Annotated in this window: 20 protein-coding genes and 1 pseudogene; 13 read left to right on the forward strand and 8 right to left on the reverse strand. The window is 61.0% G+C overall.

Annotated features, from left to right (window positions below):
- Both Q1M04_RS09170 and Q1M04_RS09175 read right to left on the reverse strand, forming a co-directional pair.
- A pseudogene (locus Q1M04_RS09170) lies at nt 1–99 on the reverse strand (acetyl-CoA carboxylase biotin carboxyl carrier protein subunit); the annotation flags it as partial.
- Between the two features lie 22 nt (nt 100–121).
- Entirely contained in the window at nt 122–388 is a 267-nt protein-coding gene (locus Q1M04_RS09175) for an OadG family protein (RefSeq protein WP_293281376.1), read from the reverse strand.
- A 223-nt stretch (nt 389–611) separates the two neighbouring features.
- Between Q1M04_RS09175 and sfsA the strand changes: the two genes are divergently transcribed.
- A complete protein-coding gene (gene sfsA, locus Q1M04_RS09180; RefSeq protein ID WP_293281374.1) occupies nt 612–1,286 on the forward strand; it encodes a DNA/RNA nuclease SfsA in 675 nt (224 codons plus the stop codon).
- Here the strand turns inward: sfsA and ispE are convergent.
- Nucleotides 1,283–2,149 (reverse strand): 4-(cytidine 5'-diphospho)-2-C-methyl-D-erythritol kinase, encoded by an 867-nt coding sequence (gene ispE / locus Q1M04_RS09185; RefSeq protein WP_297998497.1) that lies wholly within the window; start codon nt 2,147–2,149, stop codon nt 1,283–1,285. The genes sfsA and ispE overlap by 4 nt on opposite strands.
- A gap of 10 nt (nt 2,150–2,159) precedes the next feature.
- Nucleotides 2,160–2,936, reverse strand: coding sequence for a triacylglycerol lipase (locus tag Q1M04_RS09190; RefSeq protein ID WP_297998500.1), 777 nt, complete (start codon nt 2,934–2,936; stop codon nt 2,160–2,162).
- Nucleotides 2,937–3,391: 455 nt separating this feature from the next.
- Between Q1M04_RS09190 and Q1M04_RS09195 the strand changes: the two genes are divergently transcribed.
- A complete protein-coding gene (locus Q1M04_RS09195) occupies nt 3,392–4,744 on the forward strand; it encodes a sodium-dependent transporter (protein ID WP_297301431.1) in 1,353 nt (450 codons plus the stop codon).
- Nucleotides 4,745–4,871: 127 nt separating this feature from the next.
- The gene (locus tag Q1M04_RS09200) at nt 4,872–5,198 is read left to right on the forward strand and encodes a transposase (RefSeq protein ID WP_300447482.1); all 327 of its coding nucleotides are present in this window, start codon (nt 4,872–4,874) and stop codon (nt 5,196–5,198) included.
- 129 nt (nt 5,199–5,327) lie between these two features.
- On the opposite strand, the gene Q1M04_RS09205 is transcribed toward Q1M04_RS09200, so the two are convergent.
- On the reverse strand, nt 5,328–5,507 hold the full coding sequence (locus tag Q1M04_RS09205) for a hypothetical protein (protein ID WP_297998501.1): 180 nt from the start codon (nt 5,505–5,507) through the stop codon (nt 5,328–5,330).
- 108 nt (nt 5,508–5,615) lie between these two features.
- On the opposite strand from Q1M04_RS09205, the gene Q1M04_RS09210 reads away from it, so the two are divergent.
- Both Q1M04_RS09210 and Q1M04_RS09215 read left to right on the forward strand, forming a co-directional pair.
- A complete protein-coding gene (locus tag Q1M04_RS09210; protein WP_204789818.1) occupies nt 5,616–5,867 on the forward strand; it encodes a helix-turn-helix domain-containing protein in 252 nt (83 codons plus the stop codon).
- Nucleotides 5,864–6,091, forward strand: a complete 228-nt coding sequence (locus tag Q1M04_RS09215; RefSeq protein ID WP_307819243.1) for a helix-turn-helix transcriptional regulator — start codon at nt 5,864–5,866, stop codon at nt 6,089–6,091. The genes Q1M04_RS09210 and Q1M04_RS09215 overlap by 4 nt, the downstream gene beginning before the upstream one ends.
- A 42-nt stretch (nt 6,092–6,133) precedes the next feature.
- Here the strand turns inward: Q1M04_RS09215 and Q1M04_RS09220 are convergent, their stop codons facing one another.
- Nucleotides 6,134–6,565, reverse strand: a complete 432-nt coding sequence (locus Q1M04_RS09220) for a hypothetical protein (RefSeq protein WP_297998502.1) — start codon at nt 6,563–6,565, stop codon at nt 6,134–6,136.
- A 176-nt stretch (nt 6,566–6,741) separates the two neighbouring features.
- On the opposite strand from Q1M04_RS09220, the gene htpG reads away from it, so the two are divergent.
- Nucleotides 6,742–8,625 (forward strand): molecular chaperone HtpG, encoded by a 1,884-nt coding sequence (gene htpG, locus Q1M04_RS09225; RefSeq protein ID WP_297998504.1) that lies wholly within the window; start codon nt 6,742–6,744, stop codon nt 8,623–8,625.
- Between the two features lie 120 nt (nt 8,626–8,745).
- Here htpG and Q1M04_RS09230 read toward each other — a convergent pair whose 3' ends face one another.
- Nucleotides 8,746–8,919 (reverse strand): protein CrcB-like protein, encoded by a 174-nt coding sequence (locus Q1M04_RS09230; protein ID WP_297998505.1) that lies wholly within the window; start codon nt 8,917–8,919, stop codon nt 8,746–8,748.
- A gap of 34 nt (nt 8,920–8,953) precedes the next feature.
- Complete coding sequence (locus Q1M04_RS09235; protein WP_297998507.1) at nt 8,954–9,499, reverse strand: GNAT family N-acetyltransferase; 546 nt, start codon at nt 9,497–9,499, stop codon at nt 8,954–8,956.
- Between the two features lie 218 nt (nt 9,500–9,717).
- Here Q1M04_RS09235 and Q1M04_RS09240 point away from each other — a divergent pair, with 218 nt between their 5' ends.
- The 7 genes from Q1M04_RS09240 to atpA all read left to right on the forward strand — a co-directional run bounded on the left by Q1M04_RS09240 (nt 9,718) and on the right by atpA (nt 16,337).
- Entirely contained in the window at nt 9,718–10,170 is a 453-nt protein-coding gene (locus Q1M04_RS09240) for a MarR family winged helix-turn-helix transcriptional regulator (RefSeq protein ID WP_297998509.1), read from the forward strand.
- Entirely contained in the window at nt 10,164–11,549 is a 1,386-nt protein-coding gene (locus tag Q1M04_RS09245; RefSeq protein WP_366131884.1) for an MATE family efflux transporter, read from the forward strand. Before Q1M04_RS09240 ends, Q1M04_RS09245 begins: the two co-directional genes overlap by 7 nt.
- Before the next feature lie 372 nt (nt 11,550–11,921).
- A complete protein-coding gene (locus Q1M04_RS09250) occupies nt 11,922–12,635 on the forward strand; it encodes a hemolysin III family protein (RefSeq protein ID WP_297998512.1) in 714 nt (237 codons plus the stop codon).
- 237 nt (nt 12,636–12,872) lie between these two features.
- Complete coding sequence (locus tag Q1M04_RS09255) at nt 12,873–13,697, forward strand: F0F1 ATP synthase subunit A (RefSeq protein WP_293280566.1); 825 nt, start codon at nt 12,873–12,875, stop codon at nt 13,695–13,697.
- A gap of 192 nt (nt 13,698–13,889) precedes the next feature.
- Nucleotides 13,890–14,096, forward strand: a complete 207-nt coding sequence (gene atpE, locus Q1M04_RS16160; RefSeq protein WP_366131887.1) for an ATP synthase F0 subunit C — start codon at nt 13,890–13,892, stop codon at nt 14,094–14,096.
- 14 nt (nt 14,097–14,110) lie between these two features.
- A complete protein-coding gene (locus Q1M04_RS09265; protein ID WP_293280570.1) occupies nt 14,111–14,596 on the forward strand; it encodes an ATP synthase F0 subunit B in 486 nt (161 codons plus the stop codon).
- The gene (atpA, locus tag Q1M04_RS09270; protein ID WP_297998515.1) at nt 14,583–16,337 is read left to right on the forward strand and encodes a F0F1 ATP synthase subunit alpha; all 1,755 of its coding nucleotides are present in this window, start codon (nt 14,583–14,585) and stop codon (nt 16,335–16,337) included. The genes Q1M04_RS09265 and atpA overlap by 14 nt, the downstream gene beginning before the upstream one ends.

The following is a 16,337-nucleotide window of genomic DNA, read 5'->3' on the forward strand; positions in this document are numbered from 1 at the left end:
AGCGGGGGCCGCGGCGGCGGGCGCGGAGGCGGCCCCGGTCAGCTCCTCCAGTTCAATCTCATAGGCGGTGCCGTTGACGGTGACTCTGTACTTTTTCATGATGCTCTCTCCTTCTTGTTCCTTACAGTTTTTTCATGGATACGATGCGGATGCCCGTGATGCTGGTCCCCAGTTCCTCCGCGATGGCGGCGGAGACGGCGGCAGCGATCTCCTGGCGGTTCCCCTCCTGGGCGGCGGGGGCGGCGGCAACAGGGGCCGGGGCGGCGGGGGCCGGGCGGCCTCCCACGATTTTGCCCATGATCGTCGTCAGGACGATGAGGCAGATGAGCCCGAAGAACACGGTGCCCATGCCCATCAGGCAGACAAACAAACTTCCATATTCTGGCATATGCTCCCTCCTATAAATATAGATGCAGGGCTATTGTATCAACTTCCGCCGAAAAAAACAATGACTTTGGAGAAATTTTATCAGGGCTTTTTTGCCTAGTCCCCGGAGGCTGGACGTAAGTAATAAAACATGGTACAATTTTACGAATCCGGGGCGGGAAGCAGCGGGTTTATCCGTTAAGAAACCGGTAAAATTTCCCCGCCCCGCCGGAAAGGAGTCCGCTATGCAGTATCAAACCGTGGTCCCGGGCCGCTTTCTCGCCCGGCCCAACCGCTTCATCGCCCAGGTGGAGGCGGAGGGAGCCGTCCAGACCGTCCACGTAAAAAATACGGGCCGCTGCCGGGAGCTGCTGGTCCCCGGAGCGGCCGTCTATCTGGAGAAAAACAAAAACCCCGGCCGGAAGACGGCGTATGACCTCATTGCCGTGCGGAAGGGGGAGCTGCTGGTAAACATGGACGCCCAGGCGCCCAACCGGGTCTTTGCCGAATGGCTGGCGCCCCGCCTGCCGGAGGGGGCGGTCCTCCGCCGGGAGTACGCATATGGGGACTCCCGCCTGGACTTCTGCGTGGAGAGCCCCCGGGGCCTCTTCCTGATCGAGGTCAAGGGCGTCACCCTGGAGGACGGCGGCGCGGCCCGCTTCCCCGACGCGCCCACGGAGCGGGGGGTAAAGCACATCCGGGAGCTGCAAAAGGCGGCGGAGGCCGGGCTGGGGGCGGCGCTGTTCTTCGTGGTGCAGATGGAGGGCATGAAGAGCGTGGCCCCCAACGAGGAGACCCACCCCGCCTTCGGCGCGGCCCTGCGGGAGGCCGCCGCCGCGGGGGTCCGGGTGTGCGCGTGGGACTGCGCCGTCACGCCGGAGAGCCTGACCCTCCGGCGTGAGGTGCCGGTTTTGCTCTAAAGCAGCCGCCCAACCGGGAGCGCCTCAAAAACCTGGGCATAGCGGCGGCCCAGCTCCTCCAGCGCCCGGTTGGTTTCCGCCTCCGGGGAAAAGAGGCCGAACACCGCCGGGCCGGAGCCGGACATGGCGGCGGACAGGGCTCCGTGGCGGAGAAGGGCTTCCTTGATCCGCTGGATTTCCCGCCGCTCCGGCGGTTCCAGCACCGTCTCGAACACGTTGCCCACGCGCCTTGCCGCGCCCGCCAGGTCCCCCCGTTTCAGGGCGGCGGACATCCCGTCCACGTCCGGGTGGGGGAGGCTTTTGTCAAAGCGGAGCCGGGCGAACATGGGCCCCGTGGGCAGATCGAAGTCCGGCTTGCAGATCACAAAACGGCAGTCCGGCAGGGGGGGGAGGTCCGTCAGCAGGTCCCCCCGGCCCTCCGCCAGGGCGGTGCCGCCCCGGACACAGAAGGGCATGTCGCTGCCGATCTGCCCGCCCACGGCCTCCAGCGCCTCCCGGGGCATGGCCGGGGCGTATCTCTCCCGCAGCAGCCGCAGCAAAGCCGCCACGTCGGCGCTGCCGCCCCCCAGGCCCGCGTAGGCCGGGGTGTTCTTCTCCAGCGTCACCCGGAGGGACGGCCGGGGCCGTCCTATGGCGGCGAAGAACGCCTCCGCCGCCCGCTGTTCCAGGGTCTTCCCCTGGGGGAGGACGAGGCCCTGGGCAAAGAGAGCGAAGCCCTCCCCGGCCTCCTCCAGCGTCACGGCGTCGCAGAGGCTTACCGTCTGCATTACCATGCGCATCTCGTGATAGCCGTCCGGGCGGCGGCCCAGGATGTCTAAGGCCAGATTGACCTTTGCCGGGGCGGCCTGCGCATATCGTTCCATAAAGTCCTCCTTAAAATCCCATCTCCGCCAGCTCTTGAACCAGGCGGATATAGAACTCCCCGGCGTCAAAGCCGGGACGCTTCCGCCGCCGCCCTCCCGCGGCGTCTTGGTGGGACACGCCCGCCAGGGTGCCCCGCCAGCGCCCCCAGGCGGCGGAGTCCGGGGAGACCAGGCCGTCCGTGGGGGCGTCGGCCCTGGTGAGCCGGAGCTGGAGGCGGTCCATGGGGTCCCAGCCCGCCCCGTCCAGCCGGGCGCCCCAGCTTTGGTAGTAGACCAGGGGGCTGTCCGGGTTCTCTTCGTTGAAGCGGGCCATGGCCACGGGGGTTAGGGCGCTTACCGCCGCCGGGAAGTCCGGGTCCCGGTCTCCCCGGGCCCGCCAGAAGCCCTCCAGCCCCCGGCCCGCAATCCGGCAGACCCGCTCCCGCGCCAGCCACTCCGCCGCCGCCCGGGAGCCGTGGTGGGGCGTGCAGATGGTGGTGAGGGAGGCGGCCTTGGGGGCAAAGCCCAGGGTGGAGATGAGATACCGGGCCTCCAGCCCGCCCTTGGAGTGGGCCAGGAGGTTCAGCTTTTCGCTTCCCGTCTCCGTTAGGATGTCCTCCGCCCGGCGGAGAAGGGCCCGGGCGTTGCCGGGGACGCTGCCCCAGGCGTCCTGTCCGCTGAGAAAAACAGCGGCCCCATGTTCCCGGAGGATGTCCGCCACACGGCCCCAGTAGGGGAAAATCCAATCGTCCCGGCAGTTGAGGCCGTGGATGAGCAGAAGGGGGTATCGGGTCCGGCAGTCCGTCATAGGAGGCCTCCTTTCCGGCCTTGCGTGTCGGCGGATTTTGTGGTATGGCAGGGATAGGCGCCGCGAAAAGACGGCGGCGGTTGGTCCCGTTCCCCGAAAGGGGGTGACGGGATGGCGATTACATGGACGTTCCATATCCTTCATTGGACGATAACGCTCAAGGTAAAAAGCGGAAACCGCCACCGGGCAGGGTGACGGTTTCTCTTTTGAAGCTGTAATAATCTAGCCGGACCAACCGCTTGCCGCGGCGTCTGGAATTATTATAGGCCGAAACGGCCTTTCTGTCAAGCCCCGGCTTCGGCCGGGGCTTGACGTTCCAGTCTTTTTCCGCCCTTTCCGCCACGAAAGCATTGACATTTCCGCTAAGGCCCGTTATCATAAGAGAATCTGCCCGGGGCGGGATTTCCCGCCGGTGGGTTTTGCAACGAAATATACGAGAGAGGAACGAGAAACTTATGAAACGGGAGCGTTTTCAATCCCGCCTGGGCTTCCTTCTGGTAAGCGCGGGCTGTGCCGTCGGCATCGGCAACGTGTGGAAATTCCCCTATGTCACCGGGGAGAACGGCGGCGGCGTGTTCGTGCTGTTTTACCTGCTCTTTCTGGCGATCATGGGCGTGCCGGTTCTGACCATGGAGCTGGCGGTGGGCCGGGCCAGCCGCAAAAGCGCCGTGCAGGGCTATCAGGCCCTCCAGAAGCCGGGCAGCAAGTGGCACATTCACGGCTGGTTCTGCGTGGCGGGCTGCTGCCTTTTGATGATGTACTACACCACCGTCTCCGGCTGGATGCTGGGCTACTTCTTCAAGTTCGCCGGCGGGGCCTTTGACGGTCTTGCCGCCGGCGCGGTGGACGGGGTGTTCTCCGCCATGCTGGCGGACCCGGTGGAGATGACCGTCTGGATGGTTCTGACGGTGCTGGCGGGCTTTTTGGTGGTGAGCTTCGGCCTGCAAAAGGGCCTTGAGCGGATTACGAAGTGGATGATGCTGGGCCTTTTGACCCTCATCATTGTGCTGGCGGTCCACAGCCTGACCCTCTCCGGCGGGATGGAGGGCGTGAAGTTCTACCTCCTGCCCGACTTCCAGCGGGCGGCGGAGGCGGGCCTGGGCAATGTCATTACCGCCGCCATGAACCAGGCGTTCTTCACCCTGAGTCTCGGCATTGCCGCCATGGAGATTTTCGGCAGCTACATGAGCCGGGACAACACCCTCACCAGCGAGGCGGTGCGCATCTGCCTGCTGGACACCTTTGTGGCCCTGATGGCGGGCCTCATCATCTTCCCCGCCTGCTTCGCCTTTGACGTGGAGCCGGGACAGGGCCCGGCGCTGATCTTCATGATCCTCCCCAAGGTTTTCCTGAATATGGCGGGGGGCCGCCTCTGGGGGTCCCTGTTCTTCCTGTTCATGACCTTCGCCAGCTTCTCCACGGTCATTGCCGTCTTTGAGAACCTCCAGGCCAACGCCATCGACAACTTCGGCTGGAGCCGGAAAAAGGCGGCCCTGGCGAACTGCGTCTTCATCCTCATCGCCAGCATGCCCTGCGTCCTGGGCTATAACCTCTGGAGCGGACTCCACCTCATCGGCGGACGGGACGTGCTGGACAGCGAGGACTTCCTCGTCTCGAACCTGCTGCTGCCCCTGGGGTCCCTGGTGTACCTGCTGTTCTGCGTCAGCAAGAGCGGCTGGGGCTACGACCGCTATCTGGAGGAGGCCAACTCCGGGCAGGGCCTGAAAATGCCGCGCTGGCTGTGGCCCTACTTCCAGTTCGTCCTACCGGTGCTGATTTTGATCATTTTGATTCAGGGGCTGCTGTGAGCCGGAGCTCCAAAACTTAAATAAAGCGGCGGGGAATTTCCCCGCCGCTCAGCTTGTCGAAAAAGTCTGCCACAAGGCAGACTTTTTCATATAAAGACGATAAAATAGGGAATAAGGGGAGAGAGATATGTTGGAGCGAGGGAAAAACGAGCGCGGGGTCATAGAAATGGTGGATACGGAAAGTCTTGTGCCGGCGGAGCATCTGTTTCGGCAAGTGGATGCGGCGGTGGATTTTGAGGGGCTGTATGAAATTGCGGAGCCGCTGTACAGCGAGGATGAAGGGCGGAGGAGTATCGATCCGGCAGTGCTGTTCAAACTGGTGCTGCTCCAACACCTGGACGGGAACGTATCGCTGCGGGGGACGTTCCGCAGAGCACAGACGGATGCAGCGTACCGATGGTTCCTGCGATACACGCTGAGTGAAGAACTGCCTCACTCTATTTCCAAGCTTTGAGCTTGAAAATAATAACTTCCGGCATCGTTTTACAGAGGAAACAATCAATATCTTTGCGGCCTGTCTGGATATTCTCCAAACAGGCCGCTTTTCGACAGGCTGACGCGGCGGTTTTAAAACCGCCGCGTTTTACTTCTTCTTCCGGTGCCGCAGGTCATAGAGGAACTTTAGGGTGCGTTCTCCCTCTACCACCCGGCAGAACTTCCCGCAGCCCTCGCAGAGGTCCCGCCCATTGGACAGAACGTAGTCCCGCTCTGTCTTGCGGGTGTGGTTCATTCGGTTCCAGCAGTCCAGGCAAAATTCGGCCATTTGTACTCGCCCCCTATCTTAGTCATCTTTTGGATAATTCCATCATAGAGGGAATGCTAAAGTCAAGTTGATTCTACTCAATTAATGACTAAAACTGGCTTGGTGAGTATGAGGATATATGACCTGAACGGCAGATTTAACTGTTCCGGACTCCGCATCCGGGAGAGGCGGACAGAACTTGACCTTTCCCAAGAGCAGCTGGCGGCAAAACTGCAATTAGCTGGACTTGACATTACACAGAAGGCCATCAGCCGGATTGAGACGGGCCTTCGTGTGGTGGCGGATTTTGAAATCCCCTTTTTCGCCGACGCCTTGGGCGTGTCGCCGCTTTGGCTGTTGGAAAGGGAAGACAACGAATGATGGATTTCTGCGAGCGGATACGCGCTTTGCGGGAGGACCGGGATTTGACCCAGACGTTTGTCGCGGAGCTGCTGCATGTGGGACAAAAAACCTACTCGGATTATGAACTTGGCAGGACCCGAATTCCTCTGGACAGCGTGATTATCCTGGCGAAGTACTACAATGTCAGTATGGACTATATCTGCGGTGTCTCAAATGAGTGCCGGCACTTTCCAAGAGCATAGAAAAGACCGAAGGACTTGCATCCTCCGGTCTTTTTATTTTATTCAGGTCTTCGCCTTGATCTCCGCCCCGCACTTGGGGCAGGTAATCACAATTTTCCCCTTGCCCGTGGGAACCCGGCAGATGGTCTTGCAGCTCTTGCAGGTAAAATACTTGTGCTCCTTGTCGGCGTGGCGGGCCCTGGCCCCGGCGCTGCGGTTTTTTACGCCGCAGTACCAGTTTACCCACCGCTGATTCTCCATCCGCCGCCGGGAGAGATTCTTGGAAAACGAGCGGAACAAAATCACAATCATCAAAAAGAGCAGCACGCTCTCCAGAATCCGCACGGCCAGCCCCTTCTTCATAAAAAAGCAGACGAGCTCCGCCGCCCACAGGACCAGATACCCCCGGAACAGCGCCTGGTTCAGCTGGTCCCATCCGTTCCGCCCGTACATAAAGCGGGCAATCGCGCCGCCGATTCTCTGGAAGATGCTCATACCCTTGAACTCCTTTGCCGGTCCTGTCGTTTTCTGTTCCCTATATTCTACTCGCAACCAGGCGGACAAACAACCGCTTTGAGCGGAAATTTACAAAATGGTCATTTATTTTCCCCGAGGGCTGTGCTATATTTTAAAGTTGTTAAAAAATATAAAGAAGGAAGTGCAAGCAAATCATGGCAAAAAAACAGTTTAAGGCGGAGTCCAAGCGGCTCCTCGATCTGATGATCAACTCCATTTATACCCACAAGGAGATTTTCCTCCGGGAAATCATCTCCAACGCCAGCGATGCCTGCGACAAGCTCTGCTATCAGGCCCTCACCGACAGCGCCGTGGGCATGGACCGGGGGGATTTCAAGATTGAAATCACCGTGGACAAGGACGCCCGGACCCTGACGGTCTCCGACAACGGTATCGGCATGGACAAGGCGGACCTGGAAAACAACCTGGGCGTCATCGCCTCCTCCGGCTCCTACAAGTTCAAGCAGGAGTTGGGAGAGGACGCCAAGGACACCGACGTCATCGGCCAGTTCGGCGTGGGCTTCTATTCCGCCTTCATGGTTTCGGACCAGATCACCGTGGTGACCCGGAAATATGGGGCGGAGAGCGGGTATAAATGGCAGTCCTCCGGGGCCGACGGCTACACCATCGCCGAATGCGAAAAGGAAACCGTGGGCACCGACATCGTCATGCACGTCAAGGCCGACACGGAGGATGAAAAATACGGCGAGTTCCTGGAGAACTGGAAGCTCCAGGAGCTGGTGCGGAAGTACTCCGACTACATCCGCTTCCCCATTCGCATGGAGGTTTCCAAAACCCGGAAGAAGGAGGACTCCCCGGAGGACAAGCCGGAGTATGAGACTTATACCGAGGTGGAGACCCTGAACTCCATGGTGCCCATCTGGCAGCGGGCCAAGAGCGAGGTCACCGCCGAGGAGTACAACAAGTTCTACCGGGACAAGTTCCACGACTACGCCGACCCCCAGCGGGTGATTCCCGTCTCCGTGGAGGGCAGCGTCACCTACAAGGCCCTGCTCTTCGTCCCCGGGGCCGCGCCCTTCGACTACTACACCAAGGAGTTTGAAAAGGGGCTTCAGCTCTACTCCAACGGCGTGCTGATCATGGACAAATGCGCCGACCTTCTGCCGGAGCACTTCCGCTTCGTCCGGGGCGTGGTGGACTCCCCGGATCTGAGCCTGAACATCTCCCGGGAGCTTCTCCAGCACGACCGGCAGCTGAAGGTCATCGCCGGGAACCTGGAGAAGAAGATCAAGGCGGATCTGGCGAAATTCCTGGCGGAGGACCGGGAGGGGTATCAGACCTTCTGGAAGAACTTCGGCCGCCAGCTGAAATACGGCGTGGTGAACGAGTACGGCCGCCACAAGGATCTGCTCCAGGACCTGCTGCTGTTCTACTCCTCCACGGAGAAAAAGCCCGTCACGTTGGACGAATACGTCTCCCGGATGAAGGAGGACCAGAAATATATTTATTACGCCGCCGGGGAGACGGTGGACAAAATCGACAAGCTCCCCCAGACCGAGGGCCTGCGGGACGCGGGGACGGAAATCCTCTACTTCACCGAGGAGGTGGACGAGTTCTGCGCCCAGACCCTGCGGACTTACAAGGAGAAGGAATTCCGCTCCGTGCTGGACCAGGAGATCGAGGAGGGCGCGGAGAAAAAGGCCGAGGAGGAGGCCGAGGCCCACAAGAGCGCCTTTGACTTTGTAAAGGAGGCCCTGGGGGACAAGGTGAAGGAGGTCAAGGCCAGCGCGAGGCTGAAATCCCACCCCGTCTGCCTCACCGCCGGGGAGGGCCTGAGCTTTGAGATGGAGAAGTATTTCCAGGCCGTCCAGCCCGACGCGTCCATCAAGGCGGACCGGATTCTGGAGCTGAACGTGGAGCACCCCGCCTTCCAGGCCCTGGAGGCCGCCGTGGAGGCGGACCCGGAGAAGGCGAAGGCCTACGCCGCCCTGCTGTATAACCAGGCGCTGCTGATTGCGGGACTGCCCCTGGAGGACCCCTCCGGCTATACCGATTTGGTGTGCGGACTGATGAAATAAGCGTTTGCGTGCCCCGGCGAAAGCCGGGGCACGTTTTCGAAACAAGGCGGGAATCAAAAACGAGCAGCTGCCCCATACGGGGAAGCTGCTTGATAGCGTTCAGCTTTTCGATTTGGAGATTCACGATAAGATTCCCGCAGCCATTGCAATCGCACAAACGAATATTACTCCCGCGCTGAATGTGACAATCACTTTTTGAACCTTTTTATCCCCGTTTACCGCCATATCGATTTTACCTGAAAACAGGGCGCAGACAATGGCGGCTATCATCAATAATACTGAGAATTTTTCCATGCTTTCCCTCCATAAATTCAGCTTTATCCGTTTATCACAATTCCAATCTCATATAAATAACTTCCTGAAATCCTGCTGATCGAGAATGAAAGCCTTTCGGATTCCTGCCATATTCAACAAATCCAGCTTTTTGATACATGGCGAAAGCTCTTGTATTGCCTGCAACCATATTTAGTTCAAGCTGGATATATCCCGCGGCCTTTGCGCATTCAATACACGCCGCGGTTAATGCCCGTCCAATTCCCAGCCCCCAAAATTCTTTGGCGACACTGACGCCAAATTCGGCACGATGGCGAATCTTGTATTTTTTGCCCACTGCCTCAATCCCGGCGGTTCCTACAATGGCATTGCCGACTAAGGCGACAATTTCGATTTCATGCTCACTTTCCAATTTCTCTTTTAGGAATTGGCTTTCCTGCATAACATCAAAGCAATTCTCGTCTGGATAGGTAAGCAAATAATCCGTTTCTCCATGTGTCAGATGAAAGTTATCAAGTACAGCTTGCGCGTCAGATTCCATTCCGTTTCTCAAACAGCATTCAACACCATTTTTTAACAGGATCACTTGATTATATTGCATCGCGGATACCTCACAAATTCTCGCTTTTCAGAACTGATTATAGCACACAGCGGTTGCCGCATCAACCCGGTTTTGCAGAACCGGCCGGAGCGACGTTCCGGCGGTACGTTTTTCAAACGGGATATGTTCCATCGCCTCTTGACAGAGGCACGGCGCGGTGCTATACTCATATAGTTCTAAAAAGAACAGTTTGAAAAAGAACAAAGGAGGACGGGCCTATGATCACCATTGCCCAGCTTACCCGTCTGCCCCGGAAGTTTTCAAAATACTACGACCGGCAGTTTCTCCCCCTGCTGGAAAAGACGGGAATCTCCATGCGGGAGCTCCACGTCCTCCTCTTCCTGGCCAACCACCCCGGCCAGGACACCGCCCGGGACGTGACGGAGCTGCGGGGCCTGGCGAAGTCCCAGGTTTCCCAGGCGGTGGAGGCGCTGACAGGCCGGGGCCTTCTGGCCCGGCGGGCCGACGGGGAGGACCGGCGGGTCGTCCACCTGGAAATCACAGAACAGGGCGCGCCCCTGGCCCGGGAGGCCCAGGCGGTCCAGGCCGCCTGCGGGCGGCTGCTGCTGGCGGGGCTGACGGAGGAGGAGCAGGCCGTGTTCCTGGCTCTGCTGGAGCGGGTGCTGCGGGAGACGGAAAAATTGAGCGTGGAAAAGGAGCGTTTATCATGAATCAAAAAAGTGTGGACCTGGGCAGCGGGAAGGTAAGCAGGCTCCTGTTCTCCCTGGCCCTGCCCACCATCACCTCTCAGATTGTCAATATGCTCTATAACCTGGTGGACCGAATTTACATCGGCCACATGAAGCCTGTGGACACGGTGGGGGCCCTGGCCCTCACCGGGGTGGGGGTCTGCCTGCCCATCATCATGATCATTTCCGCCTTCGCCGCCCTGGTGGGCATGGGCGGCGCGCCCCGGGCCTCCATTCAGGAGGGGCGGGGGGACCCGGAGGGCTCCCAGAGGATCATGGGCAACAGCTTCACCCTGCTGGTAATCACCGCCGTTGTACTGACGGTGGTATTCCAGAGCTTTGCCGAGCCCCTGCTGCTGACCTTCGGGGCCAGCGGGAACACCATTGGCTACGCCCTGGACTATCTGAAGATTTACACCATGGGCACCCTCTTTGTCCAGGTGACCCTGGGCATGAACGCCTATATTACCGCCCAGGGCTTCACCACCGTCAGCATGAAAACCGTCCTCATCGGCGCGGGGCTGAACACGCTGCTGGACCCCATTTTCATCTTTGGTTTCGGCCTGGGGGTCCGGGGCGCGGCCCTGGCGACGATCCTCTCCCAGGCGGTTTCCGCCGCGTGGGTGCTCCGCTTTCTCACCGGGCCGAAGACCAAGTGGCGGCTGCGGAGGGAAGACCTGCGGCCCCGGCCAAAGGTATTCCTGCCCTGCCTGGCCCTGGGGCTGTCCCCCTTTATCATGCAGTCAACGGAAAGCCTCATCGCCGTGTGCTTCAACTCCTCGCTGCTGAAATACGGCGGGGATTTGGCGGTGGGGGCCATGACGGTGCTGACCAGCATGATGCAGTTCGCCATGATGCCCCTCCAGGGTTTGACCCAGGGCTGTCAACCCATCATCAGCTACAACTTCGGCGCGCGGAACGCCCGGCGGGTGAAGGACGCTTTCGTCTGCCTGCTGAAATCCTGCGTAGTTTACTCGGCAGTCCTCTGGGCGGCGGTGCAGCTGTTTCCGCGGGTGTTCGTGCAGATTTTCAACAACACCCCGGAATTGGTGGATTACGCCGCCTGGGCCCTGCGCATTTACATGGGCACCACCTGCCTCTTCGGCGTCCAGATCGCCTGCCAGCAGACCTTCGTGGCCCTGGGAAACGCCAAGACCTCTTTGTTCCTGGCGGTGCTGCGGAAGATCATTCTGCTGATCCCCCTCATCTATATCCTGCCGAACTTTTTCGCCGATAAGACCTTCGCCGTCTTCCTGGCGGAACCGGCGGCGGACTTCCTGGCGGTGACCGCCACCGCCTCCATGTTTGCCGTTCAGTTTAAACGGAGCATGGCGGAATTGGAGGGGAGCGCTGAAAAATGAGAATCGGGAAGCCGGGCCAAACGGTCCGGCTTCTTTTTTAGAAATGGGAGGCCTGGATGTGCGGCTCCGCTTTTGTGAAAAGGCGAATGGCCGCGGGAGAGAGGAAGCGCCGCCTCCCGCGGACGGGACAGCGCAGCTCCGCAGCCCGCGCTAGTTGAACTAGCGGGTACAATTGGAAGCGGACTGGAAAAATATGAAAAATTTCAGCGATTTATCCAAAGATTTCCGCGCCGGCTTGTGCTAAAATCCAGGGCGTTGGGATAGATTTAAAATATTTCGCAAAAACTACTTGCAATATAAATACAAATCGTGTAATATGGTTTTAGAAACTATATTACACGGTATAAGCAGCTTGCGCTGAGGAGGAGCATTATGGAGGCCGTTTTGACGAAACAGGAATTGCAGCGGGCCCGCCTGCGGGCGGTCCGCCGGGCGAAAATACAGGCCCGGAACGAGCCACCCCGGCTGACGCTGGGGGCGGAGGTCTTCAACGCCGTGAGCCACGGTCTGGGGGCCCTGGGTGCGGCGGTGGCGCTGACGCTGCTGCTGCTCCGGTCCCAGGGGGCTATGGAGCTGCTGGCCTCCTGCGTTTACGGAATCAGCATGGTGGCGATGATGCTGATGAGCTGCGTCTACCACGCCATGCCCGCCGGCTCCCAGGTGAAGCGGGTCTGCCGGAGGTTCGATTACACGTCCATCTATCTGCTGATCGGCGGCACCTTCGCCCCGATTCTGCTGGTGTATTTGGGCGGAGCCGCCGGGGTGGCCATCTTTTGCGTCCAGTGGGCGGTTATCCTCACCGGCGTGACGCTGGTGATGGTCTTCGGCCCGGGCCGCTGGCGGGCCCTGCACTTCACGCTGTACTTCCTCATCGGGTGGAGCGGGCTGGTATTCCTGCCCCGGATGTACCTTTACAGCCGGACCCTGCTGTGGTTCATCTTCGCGGGGGGGCTGGCCTACACCCTGGGGATGATTCCCTTCGCCGGGAAGAGGAAGTATGACCACTGTGTCTGGCACGTCTTCGTCCTGGCGGGGGCGGCCCTGCACTGGGTGGGCATTTACACCCAGATCTACGCCCTCCGCTGACCCAAGCCAAGCCGGAAATCCGGACTCCATCCTCCCGGGAATGGGGTCCGGATTTTTTTCGCGCCCTCCGGGCATCAAGGACGTGTTAAAGTTTGGGCCGGGAAAGGATTTACGCAAGCGTTTTCGCTCTTGAAAGACTTGACTTTTCCGGAGGAGTTACTATAATCAAACCGTAGCAAATCCACGCCCCCTGCCCGCGGGCCTGGGCGGGGGAGCTTGGGAGAGAGGGGATGCTTGATGAAAGAACATAAAAAGGGCCTGGCGCTGTGGCTGGCCGCAGTCCTGGCGCTGCTGGCGGGCGCGCTGCTGGCGGGGTCTCCCGGCCGGACGGAAACCGTGAAGGAGGCCATGCGGGATGCCGTGCTCCACGATGTGAACCGGATCAGCCTCTTCGGGCTGAAGGAGGTGAACCCGGGGCTGATCTCCGCCTTTACGGTGACGCTGATGCTGCTCCTGGCCGCCGCCTGTATCCGGGTCTTCGTGATTCCGAGGTTCCAGTACAGGCCGGGGAAATTTCAAATGCTGCTGGAGGAGGTGGTGGGCCTTTTCAGCGGCATGGCGAAAGGCAGCAGCCCCCACCGATGGGGCTTCCTGGGGGCCTATATCTTTGCCGCTGGGGCCTACATCTTCGTGGGGACGCTTTTCGAGCTGCTGGGCCTCCAGGCCGTCACGGTCCACGGCCACCCCATCACCCTGCCCGCTCCCCTGTCCGACGTGAACGCCGCCATTGCCATGGGGACCTTTTCCTACTTGACGATTCTCTCCGGCGGCATCGCGGTGAACGGGGTAAAGGGCGTGGGGAAGACGCTGAAGGAGTTCTCCCTGCCCATTTCCATGAGCTTCCGGCTCTTCGGCGCCCTGCTCAGCGGGCTGCTGGTGACGGAGCTGGTGTACTACTACGTGAGCCTGAGCTTTGTGCTGCCGGTGATTGTGGGCGTGCTGTTCACCCTGCTTCACGCGCTGATTCAGACTTATGTGCTGACCATGCTGACGGCCCTGTATTACGGCGAGGTGTCCGAGCCCTCCCCGCCGAAGGAGAAGAAAAAGCGCCGGGCCGCCTGAGCGGGGCCTGAAAACAAACATAATGGGAGGATTTTTGTGATGAGCAAGTTTGTAAAGAAGCTGTGGATGCTGGGCCTGGTGCTGCTGCTGGCGGCGGCCCTGGCCGTGCCCGCCCTGGCGGCGGAGGAGGAAACCGGGGCGCCCAACGCCCAAGAGGAGGTCCAGGGAGAGGACGCCTCCGGCGGAAAGGGCCTGGCCTCCGCCGTGGCCATCGGCCTGGCGGCCCTGGGCGGCGGCCTGGGCATGGGCATCGCCACCGGCAAGGCGGTGGAGAGCATCGGACGCCAGCCGGAGGCCGAGAGCAAGATTCGGACCATGCTGATGCTGGGCCTGGTCTTTATCGAGACGGCCATCATCTACGCCCTGCTGGTGGTCATCCTCATCATCTTCGTGTTGTAAGGCAGGTGGAGGCTGTGAATATTCCCCTGAATGTTGACTGGCAGCAGATTCTGCTGCACTGGATGAACCTGGCGATTCTCACCGGCGGGCTGTACTTCCTGCTCTACAAGCCGGTGAAGCAGTTCATGGAAAAGCGGGAAGCCTATTACCGGGATTTGGAGGATCAGGCCGCCGGGAAGCTCCGGGAGGCGGAGGAGCTGAAAGCCGCCTACCGGGCCAAGCTGGACGGGGCGGAGGAGGAGATCCACCAGGCCCGGGCCAAGGCCCAGGCGGCGGTCCAGCAGTCCGTGGAGGAGCAGATGGCCCAGGCGAAGCAAATCGTCGCCAAGGCCAAGGAGGAGGCCGCCAGCAGCCGGGAGCAGATCATCCGGGAGTCCCAGCGGGAGCTGCGGGAGCTGACGGTGGCCGCGGTGAAGAAGCTGACGGTGAAGGCCGACACGGACCTCTTCGACCAATTCCTGAATTTGGCGGAGGGAGGAGGAGCCCATGAGGACCACTAGAGGCAGCCTCAAGGCGGAGCTCCGCAGCGCCGTCAAGCCCACGGAGGAACAGCTCCGGCGCTTTGAGAAATTTCTGGCGGACAAGTACAAGCGGAAAATTCCCCTGCAATGGGAGGAGGACCCGGCGCTGAAGCAGGGCTTCCGCCTCCAGGTGGGGGCGGACATGTACGACTGGACCTTGCAGGGCCGGGTGCGGCAGTTCCGGGACTACGTCCGGGGACTGGAAAGCGGGTCCAACGACATCCTGCCCCTGATGCGCCAGGCGGTGGAGGACTGGACCGTGGCCGTGGCCCCCGAGGAGATCGGCGAGGTGACGGCGGTGGACGGCGAAATCGCCTCCGTCAAGGGTTTGGACCACGCCCAGTATGGCGAGATTTTGCTGTTCAGCTCCGGCGTGAAGGGCATGGTCCAGGATCTGCGCCGGGACGGCGTGAGCTGCATCCTCTTCGGCAGCGGCGAGGAGGTCTGCGCCGGAAGTATGGTCCGCCGGACCCTGAAAACCGCCGGCATGCCGGTGGGCGAGGGCTTCCTGGGCCGGGTGGTGAACGCCCTGGGCGTTCCCGTGGACGGAAAGGGAAAAATCATTGCGGAGGCATACCGGCCTATTGAGACTCCGGCCCCCGGCATTCTGGACCGCCAGCCGGTGAACACCCCCATGGAGACGGGCCTTTTGGCCATCGACTCCATGTTCCCCATCGGCCGGGGCCAGCGGGAGCTGATCATCGGTGACCGCCAGACCGGAAAGACGGCCATCGCCCTGGATGCCATCTTGAACCAGAAGGGGAAGGACGTGGTGTGCGTCTATGTGGCCATTGGGCAGAAGACCGGCAGCGTGGCCCAGATTGTGGAGAACCTGAGCCGCCGGGGGGCCATGGAGTACACCGCCGTGGTCACCGCCCCGGCCAGCGCCTCCGCCGCCCTTCAATATATCGCGCCCTACGCGGGCTGTGCCCTGGGGGAGCACTTTATGCGCCAGGGCCGGGATGTGCTGATTGTCTACGACGATTTGAGCAAGCACGCCATCGCCTACCGGACACTGAGCCTCCTTTTGGAGCGCTCCCCGGGGCGGGAGGCCTACCCCGGCGACGTGTTCTACCTCCACTCCCGCCTTTTGGAGCGGGCGGCCCACCTCTCCGACGAGCTGGGGGGCGGCAGCATGACCGCCCTGCCCATTGTGGAGACTCAGGCGGGGGACGTGTCCGCCTATATCCCCACCAACATCATTTCCATCACCGATGGGCAGATCTTCCTGGAGAGCGATTTGTTCTTCGCGGGCCAGCGGCCCGCCGTCAACGTGGGCCTCTCCGTCTCCCGGGTGGGCGGCGACGCCCAGACCAAGGCCATGAAGAAGGCCGTGGGAACCCTCCGGCTGGATCTGGCCCAGTACCGGGAGATGGAGGTCTTCACCCAGTTTTCCAGCGACCTGGACGACGCCACGAAGCGCCAGCTCCGCTACGGCCAGGGCCTGATGCGCCTTTTGCGCCAGCCCCGGTACGCGCCGCTGTCCCAGCACCAGCAGGTCATCATCCTGGTGGCCGCCATGGCGCGCGTGTGTCAGGACGTGCCCTTGGAGCGGATGGATGCCTTCCGGGCCCATCTGCTCTCGGAGGTGGAGGCGGAGGCCCCGGATCTGTGCAGCCGCGTGGACCGCACCGGCCGGCTGAGCCCGGAGGACCGGGAGGAGATAGCCGGCCTGGCGAGGCGGGCTTTGGAGAGCTTCGCCGGAAGGAAGGACGGCTGA

The sequence above is a fragment of the uncultured Oscillibacter sp. genome, assembly GCF_950073225.1.
In the GTDB taxonomy this organism is placed as follows: Bacteria; Bacillota; Clostridia; order Oscillospirales; family Oscillospiraceae; genus Oscillibacter.